The 25,739-nt window shown below is 58.8% G+C and carries 20 protein-coding genes and 1 pseudogene; 12 read left to right on the top strand and 9 right to left on the bottom strand.

Annotated elements, in window-relative coordinates:
- Positions 1-52: 52 nt before the first annotated feature.
- Complete coding sequence (locus MO767_RS09265) at positions 53-409, top strand: hypothetical protein (protein ID WP_282480235.1); 357 nt, start codon at positions 53-55, stop codon at positions 407-409.
- A 70-nt stretch (positions 410-479) separates the two neighbouring features.
- Complete coding sequence (locus MO767_RS09260; protein WP_282480234.1) at positions 480-974, top strand: GreA/GreB family elongation factor; 495 nt, start codon at positions 480-482, stop codon at positions 972-974.
- Positions 975-1,174: 200 nt separating this feature from the next.
- Here the strand turns inward: MO767_RS09260 and ettA are convergent, their stop codons facing one another.
- Positions 1,175-2,839, bottom strand: coding sequence for an energy-dependent translational throttle protein EttA (gene ettA, locus MO767_RS09255; RefSeq protein WP_059402021.1), 1,665 nt, complete (start codon positions 2,837-2,839; stop codon positions 1,175-1,177).
- 285 nt (positions 2,840-3,124) lie between these two features.
- Between ettA and MO767_RS09250 the strand changes: the two genes are divergently transcribed.
- The 5 genes from MO767_RS09250 (at position 3,125) to MO767_RS09230 (ending at position 11,553) form a co-directional block, all read left to right on the top strand.
- Positions 3,125-6,973, top strand: coding sequence for a bifunctional diguanylate cyclase/phosphodiesterase (locus MO767_RS09250; protein WP_282480233.1), 3,849 nt, complete (start codon positions 3,125-3,127; stop codon positions 6,971-6,973).
- A gap of 222 nt (positions 6,974-7,195) precedes the next feature.
- Entirely contained in the window at positions 7,196-8,449 is a 1,254-nt protein-coding gene (gene glyA / locus MO767_RS09245; protein WP_123367763.1) for a serine hydroxymethyltransferase, read from the top strand.
- Between the two features lie 275 nt (positions 8,450-8,724).
- Complete coding sequence (locus MO767_RS09240; protein ID WP_282480232.1) at positions 8,725-10,038, top strand: C4-dicarboxylate transporter DctA; 1,314 nt, start codon at positions 8,725-8,727, stop codon at positions 10,036-10,038.
- Positions 10,039-10,106: 68 nt separating this feature from the next.
- Positions 10,107-10,811, top strand: a complete 705-nt coding sequence (locus MO767_RS09235) for a FadR/GntR family transcriptional regulator (RefSeq protein WP_123367761.1) — start codon at positions 10,107-10,109, stop codon at positions 10,809-10,811.
- 25 nt (positions 10,812-10,836) lie between these two features.
- On the top strand, positions 10,837-11,553 hold the full coding sequence (locus MO767_RS09230; protein WP_282480231.1) for a GntR family transcriptional regulator: 717 nt from the start codon (positions 10,837-10,839) through the stop codon (positions 11,551-11,553).
- A gap of 98 nt (positions 11,554-11,651) precedes the next feature.
- On the opposite strand, the gene yjiA is transcribed toward MO767_RS09230, so the two are convergent.
- The 3 genes from yjiA to MO767_RS09215 form a co-directional block, all read right to left on the bottom strand.
- Positions 11,652-12,623 (bottom strand): GTPase, encoded by a 972-nt coding sequence (gene yjiA, locus MO767_RS09225; protein WP_282480230.1) that lies wholly within the window; start codon positions 12,621-12,623, stop codon positions 11,652-11,654.
- Between the two features lie 163 nt (positions 12,624-12,786).
- Positions 12,787-12,984 carry a YbdD/YjiX family protein gene (locus tag MO767_RS09220; RefSeq protein ID WP_008154232.1) on the bottom strand — a complete coding sequence of 66 codons (198 nt, stop codon included), beginning with the start codon at positions 12,982-12,984 and terminating at the stop codon, positions 12,787-12,789.
- Between the two features lie 14 nt (positions 12,985-12,998).
- Positions 12,999-15,065 carry a carbon starvation CstA family protein gene (locus MO767_RS09215; protein ID WP_282480229.1) on the bottom strand — a complete coding sequence of 689 codons (2,067 nt, stop codon included), beginning with the start codon at positions 15,063-15,065 and terminating at the stop codon, positions 12,999-13,001.
- 158 nt (positions 15,066-15,223) lie between these two features.
- Here MO767_RS09215 and MO767_RS09210 point away from each other — a divergent pair, with 158 nt between their 5' ends.
- On the top strand, positions 15,224-15,592 hold the full coding sequence (locus MO767_RS09210) for a PilZ domain-containing protein (RefSeq protein ID WP_282480228.1): 369 nt from the start codon (positions 15,224-15,226) through the stop codon (positions 15,590-15,592).
- Positions 15,593-15,653: 61 nt separating this feature from the next.
- Here the strand turns inward: MO767_RS09210 and radA are convergent, their stop codons facing one another.
- On the bottom strand, positions 15,654-17,021 hold the full coding sequence (gene radA, locus MO767_RS09205; protein ID WP_008149143.1) for a DNA repair protein RadA: 1,368 nt from the start codon (positions 17,019-17,021) through the stop codon (positions 15,654-15,656).
- 668 nt (positions 17,022-17,689) lie between these two features.
- Between radA and mscL the strand changes: the two genes are divergently transcribed.
- On the top strand, positions 17,690-18,115 hold the full coding sequence (mscL, locus tag MO767_RS09200; RefSeq protein WP_282480227.1) for a large-conductance mechanosensitive channel protein MscL: 426 nt from the start codon (positions 17,690-17,692) through the stop codon (positions 18,113-18,115).
- A 34-nt stretch (positions 18,116-18,149) separates the two neighbouring features.
- Here mscL and MO767_RS09195 read toward each other — a convergent pair whose 3' ends face one another.
- Positions 18,150-18,926: a ferredoxin--NADP reductase gene (locus MO767_RS09195; protein ID WP_282480226.1), complete on the bottom strand. Its 777-nt coding sequence runs from the start codon at positions 18,924-18,926 to the stop codon at positions 18,150-18,152.
- A gap of 345 nt (positions 18,927-19,271) precedes the next feature.
- Here MO767_RS09195 and MO767_RS09190 point away from each other — a divergent pair.
- Together MO767_RS09190 and MO767_RS09185 are read left to right on the top strand one after the other, a co-directional pair.
- Positions 19,272-20,002 (top strand): annotated as a pseudogene (locus MO767_RS09190) (autoinducer binding domain-containing protein).
- Positions 20,003-20,177: 175 nt separating this feature from the next.
- Entirely contained in the window at positions 20,178-21,302 is a 1,125-nt protein-coding gene (locus MO767_RS09185) for a methyltransferase (protein WP_282480225.1), read from the top strand.
- 11 nt (positions 21,303-21,313) lie between these two features.
- Here MO767_RS09185 and MO767_RS09180 read toward each other — a convergent pair whose 3' ends face one another.
- From MO767_RS09180 to MO767_RS09170, 3 genes are read right to left on the bottom strand one after another with little or no spacing between them, the layout of a single operon-like run.
- Positions 21,314-21,481, bottom strand: a complete 168-nt coding sequence (locus MO767_RS09180) for a DUF2474 domain-containing protein (protein ID WP_282480304.1) — start codon at positions 21,479-21,481, stop codon at positions 21,314-21,316.
- A 60-nt stretch (positions 21,482-21,541) separates the two neighbouring features.
- The gene (gene cydB, locus MO767_RS09175) at positions 21,542-22,549 is read right to left on the bottom strand and encodes a cytochrome d ubiquinol oxidase subunit II (protein WP_149628144.1); all 1,008 of its coding nucleotides are present in this window, start codon (positions 22,547-22,549) and stop codon (positions 21,542-21,544) included.
- Positions 22,550-22,552: 3 nt separating this feature from the next.
- Positions 22,553-23,992: a cytochrome ubiquinol oxidase subunit I gene (locus MO767_RS09170; RefSeq protein ID WP_282480224.1), complete on the bottom strand. Its 1,440-nt coding sequence runs from the start codon at positions 23,990-23,992 to the stop codon at positions 22,553-22,555.
- Positions 23,993-24,478: 486 nt separating this feature from the next.
- On the opposite strand from MO767_RS09170, the gene MO767_RS09165 reads away from it, so the two are divergent.
- Positions 24,479-25,726 carry an MFS transporter gene (locus MO767_RS09165; RefSeq protein ID WP_282480223.1) on the top strand — a complete coding sequence of 416 codons (1,248 nt, stop codon included), beginning with the start codon at positions 24,479-24,481 and terminating at the stop codon, positions 25,724-25,726.
- Positions 25,727-25,739: the final 13 nt, after the last annotated feature.

The raw sequence follows: 25,739 nt of genomic DNA, 5'->3' as shown, positions 1-25,739 counted from the left end.
GAATCCACTCCTAAACTGCTCATACTGGCCGTTGACGGTCCGGGAGTCTGAAATGTGGCGTTGCGTGGGCGTGGTGGGTTTGCTGATGTTGATTGCGGGTTGCCAGACAACCCACGAAGATCTGATCGCCAAGGGTTATCCACCGGCCTTCGCCGATGGCTTCGATGACGGTTGCAGCAGTGGCCGCCAGGCTGCCGGAGCGATGACCGGTGAATTTCGCAAAAACGTCCCGCGTTACCTCAAGGACAAGCAGTACGCCGAGGGCTGGAGCGATGGCTTCCGCCAGTGCCAGGCGATGCTGGAAAACCAGGACCGCGAGGACTACCGCAGCCACCATTGGGACGAACGCGAAAAAGCCTGGCAGCAGCAAAAGGATCAGGACGCCGCTCGTGCTTTTCGCTCGCAATAAGTCGCCCACAGACATCCGCCGAAACTAAAAGCCTGCAACCATGGCCCAAACCCTGTAACGGGAGAAAACCATGAGTCGTGCCTTCGTCAATGAAGATAACGCCGCCGCGCAAGCCGATCAGCCCGTCGAACGGCAAGTCAGTGCGCAGCCCAATTACGTCACGCCCGCCGGCCTTGCGCAGCTTCAGGCGAAAGTCGCTGAGGTGCAAAACCTGCTCAATGAACAGAGTGCGAAGGGTGAACTGGCAGACAAACAGCGCCAGGCTGACCTTGAGCGTGACTGGCGGTATTTCAATCAGCGACTGCAAAGCGCTCAGCTGGTTGTACCGGCCTCTTCGACCGACAAGGTGCAGATGGGCGCCTGGGTGAACTTTGCCGATGATCAGGGCAATGAACAGCGTGTGCAGTTGGTGGGCGAGGATCAGGCGGATGCCGCGAGCGGGCTGATCAATTGGGGTTCGCCGCTTGGGCGGGCGTTGCTGGGTGCGCAGGTCGGGGATGAGGTGCTGTGGAAGCGGCCGGTGGGGGATTTGGTGATTGAAGTATTGGGCATCGAAGTTGGTTGACCTTTAGGCCGCCATCGTCGGAACGCCGCCCGGAGCAAGCTCGCTCCCACAGTAGATCTTCAGTGGGCTTCAGATTTGTAGCCAACGCACATCCCTGCGGGAACGAGCTTGCTCGCGATGGCCGCGCCGCGGTCTCACTAAAAAACCCCATAAAAAAACGGAGCCCGAAGGCTCCGTTTTTTCATGCAACCAACCTGAAATCAGGCCAGTTTCTTGTGCCGTACACGGTGCGGCTGAGTCGCGGCTTCGCCCAGGCGTTTGCGGCGATCAGCTTCGTACTCGGTGTAGTTACCTTCGAAGAACACTGCTTGCGAGTCGTCTTCGTACGCCAGGATGTGAGTCGCGACGCGGTCAAGGAACCACCGATCGTGAGAGATCACAATGGCAGCGCCCGGGAAGTCCAGCAGGGCTTCTTCCAGGGAACGCAGGGTTTCAACGTCGAGGTCGTTGGACGGTTCGTCGAGCAGCAGGACGTTGCCACCCTCTTTCAGGGTCAGCGCCAGGTGCAAGCGACCGCGCTCACCACCGGACAGGTCCTTGACGAACTTCTGCTGATCGCCGCCCTTGAAGTTGAAGCGACCGACGTAGGTGCGCGACGGGATCTCGTAGTTGCCGATGCGGATCTGATCCGAACCGTCGGAGATTTGCTGGAACACTGTCTTGCTGCCGTCCAGGTCTTCGCGACTCTGATCGACGCACGCCAGTTGCACGGTTTCGCCGACTTCGATGCTGCCCGAATCCGGTGTTTCCTTGCCCATCAGCATGCGGAACAGGGTCGATTTACCGGCACCGTTACCGCCGATCACGCCAACGATGGCGCCTTTAGGCATGGAGAACGACAGGTTGTCTATCAACACGCGATCGCCATAACCCTTGGAAACGTTCTTGAATTCGATGACCTTGTCGCCCAGGCGTGGACCAGCCGGGATGTAGATCTCGTTGGTTTCGCTGCGCTTCTGGAATTCCTGCGATTGCATTTCTTCGAAGCGTTGCAGACGAGCCTTGGATTTGGACTGGCGGGCCTTGGCGCCTTTGCGCACCCACTCCAGTTCTTCCTTCATGGCTTTTTCGTGAGCCGACTGCTGCTTGGACTCGGCAGCCAGACGATCGGACTTGGCTTCAAGCCAACCCGAATAGTTGCCCTCGTACGGGATACCGGCGCCGCGGTCGAGCTCGAGGATCCAGCCGGCAACGTTGTCCAGGAAGTAACGGTCGTGCGTGATCGCGACCACGGTGCCCGGGAAATCGTGCAGGAAGTGCTCCAGCCAGGCGACGGAATCGGCGTCCAGGTGGTTGGTCGGTTCGTCGAGCAACAGCATGTCCGGTGCGGACAGCAGCAGGCGGCACAAGGCCACACGGCGCTTCTCACCACCGGACAGGAATTCGACCTTGGCATCCCAGGCCGGCAGACGCAGCGCATCGGCAGCGACTTCCAGTTGGCGATCCAGGTTGTGGCCATCGCTGGCTTGCAGAATGGCTTCGAGTTTGGCTTGTTCAGCAGCCAGTTTGTCGAAGTCGGCATCTTCATCAGCGTAGGCCGCGTAGACCTCGTCCAGACGAGCCTGGGCGTTCTTGATCACGCTGACCGCTTCCTCGACCACTTCACGCACGGTCTTGGTCGGGTCCAGGATCGGTTCTTGCGGCAGGTAGCCGATGTTCAGGTCCGGCATCGGACGGGCTTCGCCGTCGAACTCGGTGTCGACGCCCGCCATGATTTTCAACAGGGTGGATTTACCCGAACCGTTAAGGCCGAGTACGCCAATCTTGGCGCCCGGGAAGAACGACAGCGAAATGTTTTTCAGGATTTCCCGCTTCGGCGGAACAACTTTACCCAGCCGATGCATGGTGAATACGTATTGAGCCATGGAGAACCTAGGGTCAGTGAACGATGAATGATTGGGGCGCGGGCGATGCCCGGCCAGGCCGTGCGCGTCGGCCGATTGATGGGTATCAATGCGTGCGCGCTGAAAAAGCCAAATTCTAAGAGCTGGAACGCTCCCGCGTAACCGGCAAAGCTACCTGATTGACGGAAGGCAGTCCAGCCGAGCGGGACTGGCACTTTGCCACAACTCAAGGCATGCTAGCCGCCCTCCGGGCGTCCGGCTTATAGTGCACGTCGCGCCAGTCCAGCCAAACCGCAGGATTACAGTTTGTCTAATGTCTCTCCCCCTTCTTCCGTGAGCGCACTCAATCCTGCGACCGGCTCACCCCTGCGCGGCTCCTTGAAGGGCGCGCTGGCGACGCTCGTCCTGTTGTTGCTCGCTCTGCTGTTCTGGCAGTTGCTGGATCAGCTGCGCGAAACCCAGAAAAACCAGCGTCAGTACACCATCGACTACACCGCCGATCTGGCCTCGCAAGTCAGCCTGAATATGGCGCTCAACGCCCAGATCGCCCTCAACCTGCTACCAATCGTCGAACAACCGAAAAGCGCCGACGAACAGCAGGCGCTGTTGCGCAAACTGCAAAAGTCCTTGCCGGACCTGCGCAGCCTCGCGCTGCTCAGCCCTTCCGGGAAAGTCCTCAATGACAGTGCCGACGACAGCGACGACGCCGAGTATCTGGGCGAACTGGTCCGGCGCAGTCACGCCCAGGCCCATTACTTCAGCAACGCCAATGACGGCTCCGTGGTGCATCTGCTGCTGCATCAAGCCAGCGGCAGCACCCGCGGCTACTGGGCTCTGCGCCTGAGGCCGACATTTTTCTCGTCACTGACCAAACAAAACGAAACCGGTATTCGCCCGCTGTGGGTGGTGGAAAACCGCGTCAATCACCAGATCATCAGCCGCGACGATGGGCAGCCTTCGACCACTCCGGCGGTGCTGACACCGGATGAGCTGGCCAACAGCGTGCTGACCGTGCCCCTGAGCAGCAGCGACTTGCAACTGCGCGGGTTGTTCGACCGGCAACGGGTGATCGAACAGCTGCTGCCGGCCTTCATCGGCAAATGCCTTCTGGGCCTGGCCTTCTCGCTCCTGCCGTTCATCGCCCTGCTGAACACGCGCCGCCGCCAGCGCCAGGTGCACGAAGGCCGTCGACGCTACCAGGATATTTTCGAAGGCACCGGCGTCGCCCTGTGTGTACTCGACGTGTCCGGGCTCAAAAGCCTCTTCGACAAGGCTCAGTTGCACAGCAGCGAACAACTGAAGGCCTGGCTCGATACACCGCAACAACGCCAGCAACTGCTGCAGGAACTGCGCATCACCGAGGTCAACCTGGTCGCCCTGCAACTGCTCAACGTCAACGCTTGCGATCAAGCCTGGAAACTGCTGATCAACGGCAACCCGCAGGACGGCACTGCCATCGGCGATCAAGTGCTCGACGCGGTGCTCAACCAGCAGAAACAGCTTGAACTGGAAATCAAACTGCAGGACGCCAATGGCCGCGACCAGCACTTGTGGCTGGTCCTGCGTCTGCCGGAAGACGTGGACGACTATAAAGCGGTAATCCTGAGCATCACCGACATCACCAGCCGCAAGCTCGTCGAACTGTCGCTGTTGGAGCGTGAAGGTTTCTGGTCCGACGTGGTACGCACCGTGCCGGATCATCTGTACGTGCAAGATGTGATCAGCCTGCGAATGATTTTCAGCAACCACCACCTGGGCCAGACGCTCGGTTACAACCGAACCGAACTGCACCAGATGGGCGAGTATTTCTGGGAAATTCTGCTGCACCCCGAAGATGCCGACTTCTACCACCGCTCGCGCCAAACCCAGCGCCAGGCCGGTTACAGACAATTGATGCAATGCCAGCTGCGCTTCCGCCACAGGGACGGTAAATGGCGGCGCTTCGACATCCGCGAACAGGCGCTGGCGCGGGACAAGCACGATCAGGTCACGCGGATCATCGGCGTGGCCAAGGACATCACCGAACAGATCGAAGCCAGTGAGTCCCTGCGCGACAGCGAGCAGCGTTACCGGATGCTCGCCGAAAGCATCAGTGACGTGATTTTCTCGACCGACAGCAAGATGGCGCTCAACTACGTCAGCCCGTCGGTGCAAGCCGTGCTGGGCTACGACGCCGACTGGATTTTCCAGAACGGCTGGCAATCGACCATCGCCAACCCGCAACAGCTGACCGGCATTTACCACCTGATGGACCGGGTCAGTAAAGCGCTGAACAAACCCGACCAACTGGCGCTGTTGCGCAGCCAGGTGCAGACCCAACTGTTTTTGTTCGACTGTCTGCGGGCCGACGGGCGCAAGATTCCGATCGAATTGCGGCTGGTGCTGGTCTGGGACGAACACGGTGCCTTCGAAGGCGTACTGGGCGTCGGTCGCGATATCAGCCAGCAACGCCGGGCCGAAAAAGACCTGCGCATGGCCGCGACCGTATTTGAGCACTCGACCTCGGCGATCCTGATCACCGACCCGGCCGGCTACATCGTCCAGGCTAACGAAGCCTTCAGCCGTGTCAGCGGTTATGCGGTGGAACAGGTGCTCGACCAGTTGCCGAACATGCTGACCGTCGACGATCAGCAGGAAGCCCATCTGCGTTATGTGCTCAAGCAACTGCATCAGCACAGCACATGGGAAGGCGAAGTCTGGCTCAAACGACGCAATGGCGAGCATTACCCGGCCTGGGTCGGGATCACGGCGGTGCTGGACGACGAAGGCGATCTGGCCAGCTACGTGTGCTTCTTCAGCGACATCAGCGAACGCAAGGCCAGTGAGCAGCGGATTCACCGCCTCGCCTATTACGACGCCCTGACCCACCTACCCAACCGCACACTGTTTCAGGATCGCCTGCACTCGGCGCTGCAATCGGCCGAACGGCAGAAGTCTTGGGTGGTGCTGATGTTCCTCGACCTGGACCGTTTCAAGCCGATCAACGACTCCCTCGGCCACGCCGCCGGCGACCGTATGCTCAAGGAAATGGCCACGCGCCTGCTCGGCTGTGTCGATGATGACGACACCGTGGCGCGCATGGGTGGCGATGAATTCACCTTGCTGCTGCAACCGCGAGCCAACCGTGAAATTGCCTTGAACCGGGCGATTCATGTGGCCGAACAAATTCTCGCCAGCCTGGTGAAACCGTTCGTGCTTGAAGGCCGCGAGTTCTTCGTCACCGCCAGTATCGGCATCGCCCTGAGCCCTCAGGACGGTAACGAACTCAGCCAGCTGATGAAAAACGCCGACACCGCGATGTATCACGCCAAAGAGCGTGGCAAGAACAACTTCCAGTTCTATCAGGCCGACATGAACGCCAGCGCGCTGGAGCGTCTGGAGCTGGAAAGCGACTTGCGTCATGCCTTGGAGCAAGACGAATTTGTGCTGTATTACCAACCGCAGTTCAGCGGCGATGGCAAGCGCCTGACCGGCGCCGAAGCCTTGCTGCGCTGGCGCCATCCGCGACGTGGACTGGTGCCGCCGGGAGACTTCATTCCGGTGCTCGAAGAGCTCGGCCTGGTGGTGGATGTCGGCGACTGGGTGATCAGTGAGGCTTGCCGTCAGCTCAAGACCTGGCATCAGGCCAAGGTCCGGGTGCCCAAGGTGTCAGTGAACATTTCGGCCCGGCAATTCTCCGACGGCCAACTCGGGACGCGAATCGCCAATATCCTCAAGGAAACCGGCTTGCCGCCGGCGTGCCTGGAGCTGGAACTGACCGAAAGTATCCTGATGCGCGAAGTCAGCGAAGCGATGCAGATTCTCGCCGGGCTGAAAAATCTCGGCCTGAGCATTGCGGTCGACGACTTCGGCACCGGTTACTCATCGCTCAACTACCTCAAGCAATTCCCGATCGACGTGCTGAAAATCGACCGCACCTTCGTCGACGGCCTGCCGTCGGGCGAGCAGGATGCGCAGATTGCCCGCGCGATCATCGCCATGGCCCACAGCCTCAATCTGGCGGTGATCGCCGAGGGCGTGGAAACCCAAGAGCAACTCGACTTCCTGCGTGAGCATGGTTGCGACGAGGTTCAGGGGTATCTGTTCGGCCGTCCGATGCCGGCGAACCGGTTTGAGGCGCAGTTCAGCAATGATGCGCTCTTCATGTTCGACTGAAATCTTCAGCGCTGCTGATGGCCCTATCGCGAGCAAGCTCGCTCCCACAGGGGAACGCATTCCAAATGTGGGAGCAAGCTTGCTCGCGATGAGGCCGGCATGATCACCGCTGATCCCGTCATGAAGCCCACTTGTCTGCGACATGATGTCCTTTCATATGCCTTCCAAAACCCGATGGGTTAGAATGCCCCCCTTTTCTGCCCCCGATCCTTGAGGACCGCCATGTTCAGCCGTGATTTGACTATTGCCAAGTACGACGCCGATCTCTTTGCCGCCATGGAGCAAGAAGCTCAGCGCCAGGAAGAGCACATTGAGCTGATCGCTTCGGAAAACTACACCAGCCCTGCGGTGATGGAAGCTCAAGGCTCGGTACTGACCAACAAGTACGCCGAAGGTTACCCGGGCAAGCGCTACTACGGTGGTTGCGAGTTTGTCGACGTGGTCGAGCAACTGGCCATCGACCGTGCAAAAGAACTGTTTGGCGCTGATTACGCCAACGTTCAGCCGCACGCCGGTTCGCAAGCCAACAGCGCCGTTTACCTGGCTCTGCTGCAAGCGGGCGACACCATCCTGGGCATGAGCCTGGCGCACGGTGGTCACCTGACCCACGGTGCCAGCGTTTCCTCCTCCGGCAAGCTGTACAACGCCGTTCAGTACGGTATCGACGGCAACGGCCTGATCGACTACGACGAAGTCGAGCGTCTGGCCGTTGAGCACAAGCCGAAAATGATCGTGGCTGGTTTCTCTGCCTACTCGCAGATTCTGGACTTCCCGCGCTTCCGCGAAATCGCCGACAAAGTTGGCGCCTACCTGTTCGTCGACATGGCCCACGTGGCCGGTCTGGTCGCCGCTGGCGTCTACCCGAACCCGGTGCCTTTCGCTGACGTCGTGACCACCACCACGCACAAGACCCTGCGCGGTCCACGTGGCGGCCTGATCCTGGCTCGCGCCAACGCCGACATCGAGAAGAAGCTGAACTCCGCGGTATTCCCGGGCGCCCAGGGTGGCCCGCTGGAGCACGTGATCGCCGCCAAAGCGATCTGCTTCAAGGAAGCACTGCAGCCTGAGTTCAAGACTTACCAGCAACAAGTGGTGAAGAACGCCAAGGCCATGGCCGGCGTGTTCATCGAGCGCGGTTTCGACGTGGTCTCGGGCGGTACTGAAAACCACCTGTTCCTGCTGTCGCTGATCAAGCAGGAAATCTCCGGTAAAGACGCCGACGCCGCTCTGGGCAAAGCGTTCATCACCGTGAACAAGAACTCCGTGCCAAACGATCCACGCTCCCCGTTCGTCACCTCCGGTCTGCGCTTCGGTACTCCGGCGGTGACCACTCGTGGCTTCAAGGAAGCAGAGTGCAAAGAGCTGGCCGGCTGGATCTGCGACATCCTGGCGGACCTGAACAACGAAGCGGTGATCGACGCCGTTCGTGAGAAGGTCAAGGCCATCTGCAAGAAGCTGCCGGTATACGGCGCCTAATCAGCCCGCAAAACCGCAGCAATGAAAAACCGGCCAGTGATGGCCGGTTTTTTTTCGTCCGCGATTTTTTTAAACAACGGAAAGGCTCAAGGTCGGGGTATTGCGCCCAACTGGTAAGACCGGTCATGCCAATCACTCAAAATTTGCTTGCGATCACCCAAAAACAGCGCCTAGACTGCGCCTGCACTGGACATACCGGTAAGACCACAATAATTAAGTCCTGAATCTGATGCGCTTAAGCGTCGGCAGCTAGGACACCGACCAGGATTCCTCCCATGCTCAGATGGTGCTCGCGTTCAATCTTCCTCCAAGTGGTTCTCGGACTGGTGCTCGGCATCGTCTGTGGGCTGACCCTTCCTGAATACTCCGCCCAGCTCAAACCGCTCGGCGATGGCTTCATCAAACTGATCAAGATGCTCATCGGTCTGATCGTGTTCTGCGTAGTTGTCAGCGGCATCAGCGGTGCCGGCGACCTGAAGAAGGTCGGACGCATCGGCCTGAAGTCGGTGATCTATTTCGAAGTGCTGACCACCATCGCGTTGGTGATCGGCCTGGTGTTCGCCTTCAGCACCGGCATCGGCAGCGACGCGAACATTCATCTGGAACAGCTCTCCGCTGCCGACATGGGCGACATCGCCCAGCGCGGTCAGCACATGCACACCACCACGCAGTTCCTGATGGACCTGATCCCGACCTCGGTGATCGGCGCCTTCGCGGACAACAACATTCTGCAAGTGCTGCTGTTTTCGGTGCTGTTCGGAAGCGCCCTGAATCTGGTGGGCGAAGCGGCCTCCGGGATTTCCCGGTTGATCAACGAACTCAGCCACGTGATCTTCCGCATCATGGGCATGATCGTGCGCCTGGCGCCGATTGGTGTGTTCGGCGCGATTGCCTTCACCACCAGCAAATATGGCCTGGACTCGTTGCAACACCTGGGCAGCCTGGTCGGCCTTTTCTACCTGACCTGCGCAGCGTTTGTGTCGCTGATTCTCGGCCTGGTGATGCGTCTGTCCGGCCTGCGGATGTGGCCATTGCTCAAGTACCTGCGCGAAGAACTGCTGATCGTCATGGGCACCGCTTCTTCTGACGCCGTGCTGCCACAAATCATGCGCAAGCTTGAGCATCTGGGCATCGGCAGTTCGACGGTCGGGCTGGTCATTCCTACCGGTTACTCGTTCAACCTGGACGGTTTCTCGATCTACCTGACCCTCGCCATCGTGTTCATCGCCAATGCGACCGGCACGCCGCTGGCCATGACCGACCTGCTGACCATTCTGCTGGTGTCGTTGATCACCTCCAAAGGTGCCCACGGGATTCCCGGCTCGGCACTGGTGATTCTCGCGGCGACACTGACGGCGATCCCGGCGATTCCAGTGGTCGGTCTGGTGCTGGTGTTGGCAGTGGACTGGTTCATGGGCATCGGCCGGGCGCTGACCAACCTGATCGGCAACTGCGTCGCCACCGTGGCCATCGCGCGCTGGGAAAAGGACATCGATATCCAACGTGCGAACAAAGTTCTTTCCGGCCAGGTGGGTTATACCTTCCAGCCGAGAAAGCCTGTCGGCCCGGCGCATCAGCAGGAATTCTGAATAATCGCCGTGCCTGCCCCACGGGCAGGCACGGTCATCAAACGTTTTGGATGCTCATGGAGCGAACAGTGATCACCACATCAACCGTCGTCAATTCAGTCGTAGAAAAACTCCGGGCCGCTTTGGCCCGTGGTCAGTGGCGCTCCGGCGAGATGCTGCCGGGGCAGCGTGAGCTGGCCGAACAACTGGGCATCAGCCGCCCGAGCCTGCGTGAAGCCGTCATCGTGCTGGAAACTCTCGGCCTGGTGCGCTCCATGCCGGGGAAAGGCGTGGTGGTGCTGGAGGCCAATCTCAGCGACAGCCAAAGCCATGACAGCGCAGTCGCCGGTGCGAGCCTGGAAGACGTGCTGCAACTGCGCTACACGCTTGAACCGTTCATTGTCGGCCTGGTGGCGCAGTCGATCAGCAGCAAGGAAGTCGGGCAACTGCGCCTGACCCTGATGGACATGCGCGAAGCGCTGGAAGCCAACGACAGCGAAGCCGGCGTGAACGCCTACATCGCGTTCCACGAAGAGCTGTTCACGCTGACCTCGAACCCGATTTTCCAGAGTGTGGTGCAACAGACCAGCAACGCCCTCAAGCAAAGCGCCGACGTGCTGCGCAACTCCCCGGAGCATTTGGCTGAGCGCCTTGAGGAGAACGAAGCGGTGGTGCGGGCGATCCGCAGCAAAAACAGCGCCCAGGCCAGCGCCGAAATGCGTCGGCACATCCTTCGGGAAGGTCAGCGGATGGGCATCGAATTGAATATTCCGGACGACAACCTCGTCAGTTGAGTCCGCTTCGAACTGGAGACAGGCCATGAACAGCTTCGCCTCACCGCAAACACTCACTGCCCTGCCCTTCCCCCGAACGAACACCGGGAAGCCATCGGCAGATGATCTCTACTCACGGGTATTCGATGCCATTCTCGAACAGCGCATCGCCCCCGGCAGTCGCTTCACCGAAGAAAGCCTGGGGGACATATTCGGGGTGAGCCGCAGCAGCATCCGCCAGGTACTGACGCAGCTGTCACATCAGCAGATCATCATCCTTCGCACCCACCATCGTCCCCGGGTCGCCGCGCCAGATGTCGAGCAGACTCGGCAGACGCTTCACGCCCGGCGACTGACCGAACTCACACTGGTGCGACTGGCCTGTCAGCAGCCTCGCCCGCGAGACCTGAATCGTCTGCGCGACTTGATTGATAGTGAGCGTCGGTGTCTGGAGCGCGATCAGCATGGCCCGGCGATTCGGTTGTCCGGGGAGTTTCATTTGCAGTTGGCCGAAATGGCGGGGAATGCACCTTTGGCGCATTTTCTTGGCAGCCTGGTGCCGCTTACTTCATTGGCGATTGCGCAGTTTGATGCGAAGGCAGAGGGCTATTGCGCATGGCAGACGCATGAGGGGATTCTGGATGCGGTTGAGCGTGGGGATGCTCGGAAGGCCGAGACACTAATGAACCAGCATCTGAATCATCTAGAGGCGACATTGCTGAACGCTGGATCGAGATCCAGCCAAGATCGTGCTGCCGGTTAGATCGCTATCGCGAGCAAGCTCGCTCCCACAGGGGAATGCATTCCAAATGTGGGAGCGAGCTTGCTCGCGATGGGCTCATAGCAGACGCCGACAATGCTTCAGGTTGCTGCCACCCGCGCAAACCCCTCGCGAATCTTCTCTTCCGGCAAATCATCGGCAATGAATACGATCACGCTTTCGCGCGTTTCATCCTCTGCCCATTCGGTATCCCAATCGAAACCGTACAACTTCAACACGCCCTGAAACACCATGCGCCGCGGCTCGCCAAGGATGTTCAACACGCCTTTGTAGCGCAGCAATTGCTTGCCATGGTCCTCCAGCAGTTCGTTCATGAACTCGCTGAGCTTGTCGATATCCAGCGGCTTGTCGGTGCGCAGCACCAGGCTGGAAATGCGGTCGATGGACGGCGCTTTGCTCACCGGGCGCAGGCTGACGCCACCACCCAGGTCGGCATTGAGATTGAAACCGCGCACGTCGAGCAATTCGGCCAGATCGATCTTGCCGTGCTCGACCACGCGGATCGGTGCGCGACGGTTGATGCGGGTCAGACGCTCGCTCAGCGCGGTAAAGGTCGCCTCGTCCACCAGATCGCGCTTGCTCACCAGTAAGCGGTCGGCGAAACCGATCTGCGCCTGGGCGATGGTTTGAGTCAGGTGAGTGTCAGCGTGCGCCGCATCGACCAGGGTAATGATGCCGTCGAGGATGTAGCGCTCGCGCAGCTCTTCATCGATGAAAAAGGTTTGGGCCACGGGTGCAGGGTCAGCCAGGCCGGTGCATTCGATCACCAGACGGTCGAAGGCGATTTCGCCACTGTCCAGGCGTTCTAGCAGCAGGTACAAAGCCTTGGTCAGGTCGGTGTGGATGGTGCAGCAGACGCAGCCGTTGGACAGCGTCATCACTTGCACTGGCTCGTCGCCCAACAGTTGGGTGTCGATACCGGCGTCACTGAATTCGTTCTCGATCACGGCGATTTTCAGGCCGTGTTCGGCTTTGAGCAGGTGGCGCAACAGCGTGGTTTTTCCCGCGCCGAGAAAGCCACTGAGGATTGTTACCGGGATGGGAGAGGACAAACTGAATCTCCTGACTCACTGAATAAAAGTATCAACACAAAACAAATGTGGGAGCGAGCTTGCTCGCGATGGCGGCTTAACATTCAACATCACTGTTGATTGACAGTCCGCCATCGCGAGCAAGCTCGCTCCCACAGGTATCGCTGTTAATCCAACAACTGGATCAACAGCACTTCGGCCCACCCTTGCCACCGTAACGAGCCTCTTGGCGTTCCCGGAAGAACATTTCGTAGGTCATCACCGGTTTGTCCGGGTGCTTGGTTTGCATGTGCTCGACGTAATTGTCGTAGTCGGGCATCCCGACCATCAGGCGCGCGGCCTGACCGAGGTACTTACCGAGGCGACTCAGGTCATTGAACATGGTGCAATCCTCGATTACGCATCCGGCAGAGCCTGGAATGGTGCTTCTTTATCCGTACGTTCCTTGCTGCCCCAGGCGGAAATACCGACCTTGAGCGCGTAGAACAGGATACTGAATACCACGAACAGGAACAGCGCCGTCAGCGTTGCGTTGGTGTAGGCGTTGAAGATCACGTGCTGCATCTGCGTAATATCCTTGGCCGGCGCGAGGATCTGACCGTTGGCCAGGGCATCGCTGTATTTTTTCGCCAGCGACAGGAAGCCGATCGCCGGGTTGGCGTCGAACAGCTTGATGAAGCCGGCGGTGGTGGTGCAGATCAGCAACCACACCGCTGGCAGCATGGTGACCCAGACGTAGCGTTGGCGTTTCATTTTGATCAGCACAACGGTGCCGAGCATCAGCGCGATACCGGCCAGCATCTGGTTGGAGATACCGAACAGCGGCCACAAGGTGTTGATGCCGCCCAGTGGATCGATCACGCCCTGGTACAACAACCAGCCCCACATCGCCACGCAACCAGCGGTTGCGATCAGGTTGGCGGTCCAGGATTCGGTGCGTTTCAGCGCTGGCACGAAGGAGCCGAGCAAATCCTGCAACATGAAACGTCCGGCACGGGTACCGGCGTCGACGGCGGTCAGGATAAACAACGCTTCGAACAGGATCGCGAAGTGGTACCAGAACGCCATGGTGTTTTCACCCGGCAGGACACTGTGCAGGATCTGCGCGATACCGACCGCCAGGGTCGGCGCACCGCCGGCGCGGGCCAGCACGGTGGTTTCACCAATGTCCTTGGCCACCGCTAGCAGCGCTTCCGGGGTAATCGCGAAACCCCAGCTGCTGACGGTTTGTGCCACGGCCACCACGTCACCGCCGACGACTGCCGCCGGGCTGTTCATGGCGAAATACACGCCTGGCTCGATCACTGACGCGGCCACCATGGCCATGATGGCGACGAAGGATTCCATCAGCATGGCGCCGTAACCGATATAACGGGCGTTGACTTCGTTATCCAGCAGTTTCGGCGTGGTGCCGGAAGCAATCAGCGCGTGGAAACCGGAAACTGCGCCACAGGCGATGGTGATGAACAGGAACGGGAACAGACCGCCCTTCCATACCGGCCCGGTACCGTCGACGAACTGGGTGAGCGCCGGCATTTTCAGCTCGGGCATGGTGACCAGGATGCCGATCGCCAGGGCCATGATGGTGCCGATTTTGAGGAAGGTCGATAGGTAGTCCCGCGGCGCCAGGATCAGCCAAACCGGTAACGAGGCGGCCACGAAACCGTAACCAACCAGCATCCAGGTAATCTGCACGCCAGTGAAGCTGAATGCCTTGGCCCACACCGGATCGGCGGCAATCTGCCCGCCCAGCCAGATCGAACCAAGCAGCAACAGCACGCCGACCACGGAGATTTCACCGATGCGGCCCGGACGGATGTAGCGCATGTAAATGCCCATGAACATCGCGATCGGGATGGTCGCCATCACCGTGAAAATGCCCCACGGGCTTTCGGCCAGGGCCTTGACCACGATCAGAGCCAGCACCGCGAGGATGATGATCATGATCAGGAAGCAGCCAAACAGCGCGATGGTCCCGGGGATGCGGCCCATTTCTTCACGGACCATGTCGCCCAGGGAACGACCGTTGCGGCGGGTGGACATGAACAGGACCATGAAGTCCTGAACGGCACCCGCCAGCACCACGCCGGCAATCAGCCACAACGTACCGGGCAGGTAACCCATCTGCGCCGCCAGGACCGGACCGACCAGCGGCCCTGCGCCAGCGATGGCGGCGAAGTGGTGACCGAAGAGGATGTGTTTGTTGGTCGGCACGTAGTCCAGACCGTCATTGTTGAGCACGGCGGGGGTGGCCCGTCGCGGGTCGAGTTGCATCACGTTGTTAGCGATGAACAGACTGTAGTAACGATACGCAACCAGATAGATGGCCACGGCGGCGACCACAATCCACAAGGCGTTGATCGCCTCGCCTCGGCGCAATGCCACGACACCGAGGGCGCACGCCCCTACGATTGCCAGCACCAGCCAGGGTAGGTGGCGTAGCAGGCTATTATTATTTTTCATTTTATGATTCCAGCCATGGTGGACAAGAAAGACAATCATCCCGAGTTTAGTCCTAACGGCCGCAAAGGCCATCCCCCGACATAGGTTGAGCCATCACTTTGCTGGCAGCCTTTGACAATGCGGGTCTATAGTCAGCGAACATTTACGAGGATTGCGCCATGAGCGAACACCCTGCCAATCGCCGCCGCTTCAAACGTATTGCGTTCGATGCCAGAACCGAGCTGAGTCAGGGGGAATTCATCTGGCCGGTGAAGTTGATCGACCTGTCCCTTAAGGGACTGTTGATCGAAAAACCCGAACCGTGGCTGGGGAATCGGGAATGGCATTTCCTGGTCGATATTCATCTCAACGAGGACGTCGCCATCAAGATGGATGTGCAACTGACCCACGATGATCATGGTCAGCTCGGGTTCGTCTGCAAACACATCAGCCTGGAATCCATCGAACGCTTGCGGCGATTGGTTGAACTCAACCTGGGCGACTCCCAGGAGCTGGAGCGGGAGTTGGGTGCACTCATCGAGGTTTGAAGGCCAATCCCCATTCCAATGCGGGAGCAAGCTCCCACAGGGTTTGTTTCCTGTTTAACGGTTACTCGAACAACGCGTCCAGCGCCTGCTCCAGACGCGTTACGGCAATAATCTGCAACCCCGGCGGCGCTTCTTTAGGCGCATTACCCTTAGGCACGATGGCGCGTTTGAAGCCGTGCTTGGCGGCTTCTTTCAAGCGTTCCTGGCCGCTCGGCACCGGGCGTACTTCGCCGGAAAGCCCGACCTCGCCGAACACCAACAGATCATGGGGCAGTGGCCGGTTGCGCAAACTGGACATGACCGCCGCCATCAGCGCCAGATCGGAGGCCGTTTCCAGCACTTTCACCCCGCCTACCACGTTGAGAAACACATCCTGATCGTGAGTCGGAATGCCGCCGTGACGGTGCAGCACCGCCAACAACATCGCCAGTCGATTCTGGTCCAGCCCCAGCGTTACCCGACGTGGGTTGGCCAGGTGACTGTCGTCCACCAGCGCCTGGACTTCCACCAGCATCGGCCGCGTCCCTTCCCACGTCGCCATGACCACACTGCCCGGCACTTCTTCCTGCGCACGGGTGAGAAAAATCGCCGAAGGGTTGGAGACTTCTTTCAAACCCTTGTCGGTCATACCGAATACGCCCAGTTCGTTGACGGCGCCGAAACGGTTCTTCACCGCCCGCAGCAAACGCAAACGCCCATCGGATTCGCCTTCGAAATACAGAACCGTGTCGACCATGTGCTCCAGCACTCGCGGTCCGGCCAATGCACCTTCTTTCGTCACGTGACCGACCAGGAAAATCGCTGTGCCGCTCTGCTTGGCATAGCGCACCAGCAACGCCGCGCTTTCCCTGACCTGGGACACGCCACCCGGTGCCGATTGCAGTTGCTCGGTGAAGATCGTCTGAATCGAGTCGATCACCATCACCTTGGGTTTTTCCTGCCGGGCGGTGGCGATGATGGTCTCGATGCAGGTTTCGGTCATCACCCGCAGTTGATCCTGAGGCAAGCCGAGACGGCGGGCGCGCATGGCCACTTGCTGCTGGGATTCTTCGCCGGTGACGTACAGCGCCGGCATGACTTTGGCGAGGTTGCATAAGGTTTGCAGCAGAATGGTCGATTTGCCGATGCCCGGATCACCGCCAATCAGCACCACCGAACCATCGACCAGACCACCGCCCAACACCCGATCGAGCTCGCTGGATGCTGTGGAAAAACGCGGAATCTCTTCGACGCTGACTTCGGCCAGGGTCTTGATCTGTGCCTGTTGACCGGTCCAGCCGGTGCGACCGCTGGGGGCTGCGGCACCACCGCTCTCCACCATGGTTTCGGTCAGGGTGTTCCAGGCCCCGCACTCGCCGCACTGGCCAGCCCACTTGGGGAAGGTTGAGCCGCACTCGGTGCAGCCATACATGCGCTTGGCCTTGGCCATCTGAACTCCCGACAAAAACCGCGATGATAGCTCAGCTGGTGCGAATCAGGGCGACTGAAGTTACCCAACGGATCTTCGGTAGCAACTTGTTCAGCCCTTGGAATACATTCACGGCATTACTAACGATGAAACCTGTACAACGTCTCCAAACATATCCAACCCGGCATTAGTCTCGCCCCATGAAACAAAAATAAAACCTGTACAAATCCTTTTCATTTATAACTTGAACGTACAATCCAACTGTCAAGCCAACGTTACAACACGAACAACCAAGCCAATGGCAATATAATAGCATTCTCAACATCGAACACAGGGAGTTTGTTTGAGGTGCGAGTCCATACACCTTGCAAACCATCCACATAAAACTTCATGTACCGAGCATTGCCCTTATATCAACCCAGTGATGCTAAAGCCCCTACTTTCTATGTTACATCCTGCACCTTCCTCCACTCGGCAGAGACGAACAATCGATGGGTAAATGTTCTGCGGGCGCGCTGGAGGCCCTACGTTAAAGCGGCTACCCCGAACAAGAGCAGTGGCATTTTCAAACTTTTTACCGCAGAGAAGGTCGGTAGCAGGCAAGTTCTGTAAGCAAGTGTTTCGAGCGGGATGCATCATGCTGATTTACACTGCGTTCACCAACCTCATCTGTAACAAGGAAATAACCTATGGGCGTGATAAGTGAGTTCAAGGCCTTCGCGGTCAAAGGTAACGTGGTCGACATGGCCGTCGGTATCATCATCGGTGCCGCCTTCGGCAAGATCGTTTCATCGTTTGTCGGCGACGTGGTGATGCCACCTATAGGCCTGCTGATCGGGGGGGTGGACTTCAGTGACCTGGCCGTCACGCTCAAAGCAGCCAACGGCGATATTCCGGCGGTAGTGCTGGCGTACGGCAAATTCATCCAGAGCCTGATTGACTTCATCATCGTCGCCTTCGCGATCTTCATGGGCGTCAAAGCCATCAACCGCCTGAAACGCGAAGAGGCCGTTGCGCCAACGCTGCCGCCGGTTCCGACCAAGGAAGAAGAATTGCTGGAAGAGATCCGCGATCTACTCAAGGCTCAGAACAACCGGCCCTCAACAGGTCAGTAAAACAAGCAACGGCGCCCTTGAGGCGCCGTTTTTTTTACCAGTAGTTTTCCACCGCCACTTGCCCGGGTCGGCGACTGAGGCTCAAGTGCATGTGGCGCTGTTTGAGCAATTTGCGCGTGTCATCGATCATCTGCGGATTGCCGCAGAGCATGACCCTTGAGTACTCGGCCGTCAGCGCCAGGCCTGCCGCCCGCTCCAGCTCGCCATTTTCGATCAGCGCAGTGATCCGCCCGCTTAGAGCGCCAGCATGTTGCTCGCGGGTGACGGTGGTGATGAACTGCAGCTTGTGCGCAAACTCCGCTAAATAGTCGCGCTGGGCCAACCCGCTGACGAGGTCCTGATAAGCCAGTTCCCGGGCTTCGCGCACACTGTAGACCAGGATGATTCGTTCGAATTTCTCCCAGACCTCGAAGTCCTGCAGGATCGACAGAAACGGCGCCAGGCCGGTGCCTGTGGATAACAACCAGAGATCACGTCCGTCGACAAAGCGATCCAGCGTCAGGTAACCAAAGGCCTGACGCTCGACCAGCAGAGTATCGCCGACTCCCAGCCGACTCAACTCACTGGTGAACTCCCCCCCGGGCACCACAATGGAAAAGAATTCGAGGAACTCGTCATGGGGCGACGACACCATGGAATAAGCCCGCCATACGGTGCTGCCGTCAGCCTTGGTTACGCCCAGCCGGGCGAATTGCCCTGCACGAAAACGAAAACCCGGATCCCGGGTGGTCCGCAGGGTGAACAGACTGGGGGTCAGCGACTGGACGTCGAGCAAGGTCTGGCGAGTGAATTTTTCTGCACTGGCGGTCATGGGGTGCTCCATTCAACAGATAGCCACAGTGTCCCGCAAAGCGGAGTGATTAAACACCGGTGATTTGTAGTGGCTTTAGCCAGGACCTCATTCGTATTAACTTCATAGCACGACTTAATGTTAACCACTCGGCTAACACACAAATTCAAGCCTGATTATAGTAAGCCCGACATTTCATTATCTATGCCGGCACTCCCAAACGTTAGAACCAGATACTTGTTTAAAAACCTTAAACAAAGCCAAAAATTCTCAACACATACACAGGAAATATCCTACACTCGGTTCGTGCCGGATCTTGGATCCAAAAACGGCAGCCCCATGTAACGTCAAATCTGGAGAGACACAATGGAGAGGTGGAAGGAATCACAACTCAACCAATTATCGCGGGCAACGGAGATTGATAATGCCTACCGGATTTCACTGGGTTTCGCGAAAAATATAGGTTTTAAATTTTTCGCCTTTTCAACAACATACTCAACAAAAACTGACCACTTCAATACAGTACAGCTCAACAACTACCCTACGGACTGGAACATTGAATATGAACAAAAAAATTTCAGCGCAATAGACCCAATAGTGGCTCACTGCAATCACTCCAGGTTGCCTGTCCTTTGGAGCGAAGAACTTTTTTCCAAGACCCGTGGTTGTGGGACGCGCTTGAGAAACAAGGATTGCAGCACGGCTGGTCGCAATCGGTCCATGATGAGGACAGTGGTGTTTGCAGCATTCTGAGCCTGGCCAGAAGCCATTGCCCAATCACTGCGTTTGAGCTGTATGAAAATCTCGGCTTTTCGGTGTTCATCGGGCGCCATCTGCATGCATTGATCGCACAGACGCTGCCGAGGAAATCGGCGAAGCCACCCGTGCCGCATTTGTCCCCCCGCGAGATCGATGTATTGAAACTGGCGGCTGATGGCAAGACTGCGTATGAGAGTGCCAGAATCCTTAATCTCAGCGCACGCACGGTCAATTTCCATGTGCAAAGCGCGATTCTGAAGCTCGGGGTCAATAACAAGATTTCGGCAGTCATCGCCGCAACCAAGGACGGTATTCTCAACTGCAGCGCGATACGCTGACCCAAAAAACCAGCAAGTAATCCAAAAGAAAAAAACGTACCATTTGCGGGCCCTCCTGAGTGATGACGTGTGAACCTTCACGACGCAGTACACTCGGACGGTCTCGCCCGCTACAACGCCCCAGGGCCGCGGGACACCTGTTGATGACCCCGTTGATTACCCAGAGCCCCGCCTCATGCCCTTGCTCGAAACACCCTTCGCCCGACTCGACCTGATCCGCCAGCCCGAACAGCAGAACGAACCGCTGCAGGCATTTGATGCCGCAGACGAATACCTGCTCACCCATCTGGCTGACCAACAGCCCTCGGCCGACACTCGGGTTTTGGTGCTCAACGACAGCTTTGGCGCATTGGCCGCCAGCCTTGTGGGCAAGGTTCAAGTGACCAGCAGCGGTGACTCGTTCCTGGCCTTTCAGGGACTGGAAAAAAATCTGATCCGTAACGGCCAGGCGTTTGATGCGGTGCCGAGCGTACCTGCCAGCGAAGCCTTTTCAGGTCCTTTTGACCGGGTACTGATCCGGGTCCCGAAAACCCTCGCCTTGCTGGAAGAACAATTGATTCGCTTGCAGGGTCAACTGGCGCCGGGAGCCCAGGTGATTGCTGCTGCGATGATCAAGCATTTGCCCCGAGCCGCGGGCGATCTGCTGGAACGCTACATCGGCCCGGTACAAGCCTCGCTGGCGGTGAAGAAGGCTCGGCTATTGATCGCGACCGCTGAGGTCAAAGCACCCGTCGCGTCCCCCTACCCGACCCGTTATCGACTCGACGCCCCTGAAATCGAACTGCTGAATCACGCCAATGTGTTTTGCCGCGAAGGGCTGGATATCGGCACGCGAGCGTTTTTGCCGCACCTGCCAAAGAACCTTGGCTCAGCGCGGGTTGCCGACCTTGGTTGTGGCAATGGGGTTTTGGCCATCGCCAGTGCCCTGCAAAACCCCGAGGCCCACTACACGCTCGTGGACGAGTCGTTCATGGCCGTGCAATCGGCCGCCGAAAACTGGCGCGCGGCGCTGGGTGACCGGGACGTGGTGGTACGTGCTGGCGATGGTTTGGCCGGTCAGGAACCTCAGTCTCTGGATGTCGTGCTGTGCAACCCACCGTTTCACCAACAACAAGTCGTCGGCGACTTCCTGGCCTGGCGCATGTTCCAGCAGGCCCGAGAGGCGCTGGTGGTAGGCGGCGCGTTGTACATCGTCGGCAACCGTCATCTGGGGTATCACAGCAAGCTCGCGCGGTTGTTCCGCGGTGTCGAGCAAGTGGCGTCCACACCCAAGTTCGTGATCCTTAAAGCCCGCAAATAACGGGCAAAAAATCAGTGGGTCGTCAGGCCTGCGGCATTCATGAACATGCGCATCAGGCTGGCCACGATGAACAGCGCCAGAACGCTGCCGGTCCAGATCATCGCCAGCCAGCCGAGGCGCTGCCAGAGCGGCTTTTTCTCTGCTGCTTCGATTTCCTGCAAGGAATGTTTACCCGCCATCATCGTAATCTCCTCTGAAGAAAGGGCGCAGGTATCAGCCCTGCGCCACTGTCGCGGGCTCTAGTGGTAACCATCTTCGTGGGTGACCTTGCCGCGGAACACGTAGTAGCTCCAGAAGGTGTAACCCAGGATGAACGGGATGATGAACAACGTGCCCACCAGCATGAAGCCCTGACTTTGCGGCGGTGCGGCGGCGTCCCAGATCGAGATCGACGGCGGCACGATGTTCGGCCACAGGCTGATACCCAAACCGCTGTAGCCGAGGAAGATCAGCACCAGCGTCAGCAGGAATGGCGTGTAGTTCGCATTGCGAGCCACCGCGCGGATCAGACCGTACATGGTCACCAGCACCAGAATCGGCACCGGCAGGAACCAGAACAGGTTTGGCAGGGTGAACCAGCGAGCGGCAATCTCGGCGTGGGCCAGCGGGGTCCAGATGCTGACGATACCGATCACTGCCAGTACAACGAAAGCCAGTGGCCGAGCCAGGTCATGCATCTGCTCCTGCAACTTGCCTTCGGTCTTCATGATCAGCCAGGTGCAACCGAGCAGCGCATAAGCCACCACCAGCGCCACGCCGCAGAACAGGGTGAACGGCGTCAACCAGTCCAGTGAGCCACCGGCAAATTGGCGATTGACCACCGGCAACCCATCAATGAACGCACCCAACGCAACGCCCTGGAAAAAGGTGGCGGCGACCGAGCCACCGATGAACGCCTTGTCCCAGAGATGGCGCTTGTCGTCCTTGGCTTTGAAGCGGAACTCGAAGGCCACGCCGCGGAAAATCAGCCCAATCAGCATGAAAATCAGCGGCAGGTACAGCGCCGAGAGCACCACCGAATAAGCCAACGGGAAAGCACCGAACAACGCCGCGCCGCCCAGTACCAGCCAGGTTTCGTTACCGTCCCAGACCGGCGCGACGGTATTCATCATGACGTCACGGTCGGTCTTGCCCGGAATGAACGGGAAGAGAATCCCGATCCCCAAATCGAAACCGTCCATGACCACGTACATCATGATGCCGAAGATGATGATCACGGCCCAGATCAGCGGAAGATCAATACCCATGAGTCAAATCTCCTTGGTCAGGCTGGGGCGGTGGTCGCTGTCACCGTTGTCATCGGCGGCGGACAGCGGACGGGCCGGCGTGCGTTTCTGGCCGGGACCACCGTCGTTGGTTTCCTTGCCTTCGTCGATCTTCGGACCTTTGCGCACCAGGCGCATCATGTAGCCCAGGCCTGCGCCGAACAGCGCGAAATAGACCACGACGAACATGATCAGCGTGATGCTCATCTGCATGAAGCTGTGATTGGAGGAGGCATCCGCCGTGCGCATCAGGCCGTAGACCACCCACGGCTGACGGCCGATTTCAGTGGTGAACCAACCGGCGAGGATCGCGATCAGGCCGGACGGCCCCATCCACAATGCCAGGTACAGGAACGGCCGTGAGGTATAGAGCTTGTCGCGCTTACGCAGCCACAGGCTCCACAAACCGGTGAAGATCATCAGGAAGCCGAGCCCGACCATGATCCGGAACGACCAGAACACGATGGTCGAATTCGGCCGGTCTTCAGGCGGGAATTCCTTGAGCGCCGGCACCTGTTTGTCCAGCGAGTGCGTGAGGATCAGGCTGCCCAGGTACGGAATCTCTACCGCGAATTTGGTCTTCTCGGCTTTCATGTCCGGCCAGCCGAACAGGATCAGCGGGGTCGGCTCATCGCCGTGGTTTTCCCAGTGGCCTTCAATCGCGGCGATTTTCGCCGGCTGATGCTCAAGCGTATTCAGCCCGTGGAAGTCACCGATGACGGCCTGAATCGGCGCCACGATCAAGGCCATCCACATGGCCATCGAGAGCATGGTGCGGATCGCCGGGTTGTCCTTGCCGCGCAGCAAATGCCAGGCCGCCGAGGAGCCGACGAAGAAGGCAGTCGCGACGAACGCTGCCGTCGCCATGTGCATCAGTCGGTACGGGAAGGACGGGTTGAAGATTACTGCCAGCCAGTCCACGGGAATGACCTGGCCATTGACGATTTCGTAGCCTTGCGGCGTCTGCATCCAGCTGTTGGAAGCGAGAATCCAGAAGGTCGAGATCAGTGTGCCGATGGCGACCATGACCGTGGCGAAGAAGTGCAGATTGCGCCCGACCTTGTTCCAGCCGAACAACATGACACCGAGGAAACCGGCTTCGAGGAAGAAAGCAGTGAGCACTTCGTACGTCAGCAGCGGCCCGGTCACAGAGCCGGCGAAGTCCGAAAAACGGCTCCAGTTGGTACCGAACTGATAGGCCATGACCAGCCCGGAGACCACGCCCATGCCGAAGTTGACGGCAAAGATCTTCGACCAGAAGTGGTACAGATCGCGGTACGTGTCGTTATGGGTTTTCAGCCACAGGCCTTCGAGCACCGCCAGGTAACTTGCCAGGCCAATGGTGATGGCGGGAAATAGAATGTGAAACGAAATGGTGAACGCGAACTGCATCCGGGCGAGATCAAGTGCCTCCAAACCGAACATAAGTCTTCCTCTGTCAGGTAATACCGGCTGCGGGGTGGAGGCCCTGCACCCACTGCCCCCACGGATATGGAGTGTGGCGAATTCGAATTCGTTCTTTTTTTACAAACATCACAACGTAGGGAGTCTGGCCATCTGGCCGCCGGATCAATTCCACGAGCGGTCTTGATCTGGATCAAGCAACGTTAAAAGAGTAGTCCCATTTTTGACGATGGACGGTGTGGTCTTTTGCCGCGTGACAGGTTGCCTCACTGGCCTGGTCATAAGCAGTAACACATACCTCTGTGGGAGCGAGCTTGCTCGCGAAGCGGTGTGTCAGGCGACAGATGAGTGACTGATACGCCGCCATCGCGAGCAAGCTCGCTCCCACAGGGGGATTTCCGCGTTTTCGAGATTGGTGTCTAGCTAACGAAATTTCCCAGCCCTGCAACTTTTGGTTACAGCTTGGTGATAATCTCGACCCTCTCCTCGCTCAAGACCTGCCCTCAGATGCCCAGCCAAGCGCCCTTGCTGTTACGTCATCACCGCCCTTTTATCGCGTTCTGGCTGGCTCGGGTGTTTACCGCCAGCGGCTTTCAGATGCTCACGGTGGCCATTGGCTGGAACCTCTACCAACTGACCGGCAATGTGCTCGACCTGGGCCTGGTCGGTCTGGTGGAGTTTGCCCCGCGAGTGCTGTTCATGCTGCACACCGGGCATGTCGCGGACCGTTATGACCGGCGCAAGGTCGCGGCAATCTGTCAGTCCCTGCAAGCGTTGATCGCCCTGTCGCTGGCCATCGGTAGCGCGACCGACAATGTCACCCGGGAGATGATCTTCATCCTCGCGTTCCTGCTCGGTGCCGCCCGCTCCTTCGAAATGCCGACCACTCAGGCTCTGTTGCCGAGCATCGTGCCCAGCGCGCTGTTCCCCCGCGCGGTCGCCGCCGCCCAATCCGCACAGCAATCGGCGACTATCGTTGCCCCGGCCCTCGGTGGGTTGCTTTACGCCTTCGGCAGCGTCTGGGTCTATGGCCCGACGGTGATCCTCTACATCATCGCCTGCCTGCTGATGCTCAACCTGCCTGCACGGCAGACACCGCTGAACAAGGGCAAGGCGACGCTGGATTCGTTGCTGGCGGGTATCCGCTTCATTCGCAGTCGTCCGGACATTCTCGGGGCGATTTCTCTGGATCTGTTTGCCGTCCTGCTCGGTGGCGCGACGGCGTTGCTGCCGGTGTTCGCCAAGGACATTCTGCTGACCGGCCCTTGGGGCTTGGGCCTGCTGCGTTCAGCGCCGGCAGTCGGCGCGCTGCTGATGTCGCTGTACCTGGCGAGATTTGCCGTGGAACGCAAAGTCGGACGGGTCATGTTCACCGCCGTGGGCGTGTTCGGTGTCGCGACCATTGCGTTCGGCCTGTCGACCTCGCTCTGGTTTTCCCTGGCGGTGTTGGTGGTGTTGGTGGTGTTGGGCGCGGCGGACATGATCAGCATGGTGATCCGCGCTTCCTTCGTGCAACTGGAAACCCCGGATGAAATGCGCGGCCGGGTCAGTGCCGTGAACGGTCTGTTCATTGGCGCTTCGAACCAGTTGGGCGAGTTTGAATCCGGCTTGACCGCCCACTGGTTCGGCACTGTGCCGGCCGTGGTCATGGGGGGTATTGGCACATTGGTGGTGACCGGAGCGTGGATCAAACTGTTCCCGACCCTGGCCAACCGAGATCGAATGCATGTGCCGGTGGAAGAAGTGAAGGCCTGAAGCAGTTTTTCAA

Origin of the sequence: Pseudomonas sp. UYIF39, assembly GCF_029963765.1 — a bacterium.
Taxonomy (GTDB): Bacteria; Pseudomonadota; Gammaproteobacteria; order Pseudomonadales; family Pseudomonadaceae; genus Aquipseudomonas.
Note: the sequence above shows the minus strand (reverse complement) of the source record. Positions and strands in the feature narration are given on the sequence as shown.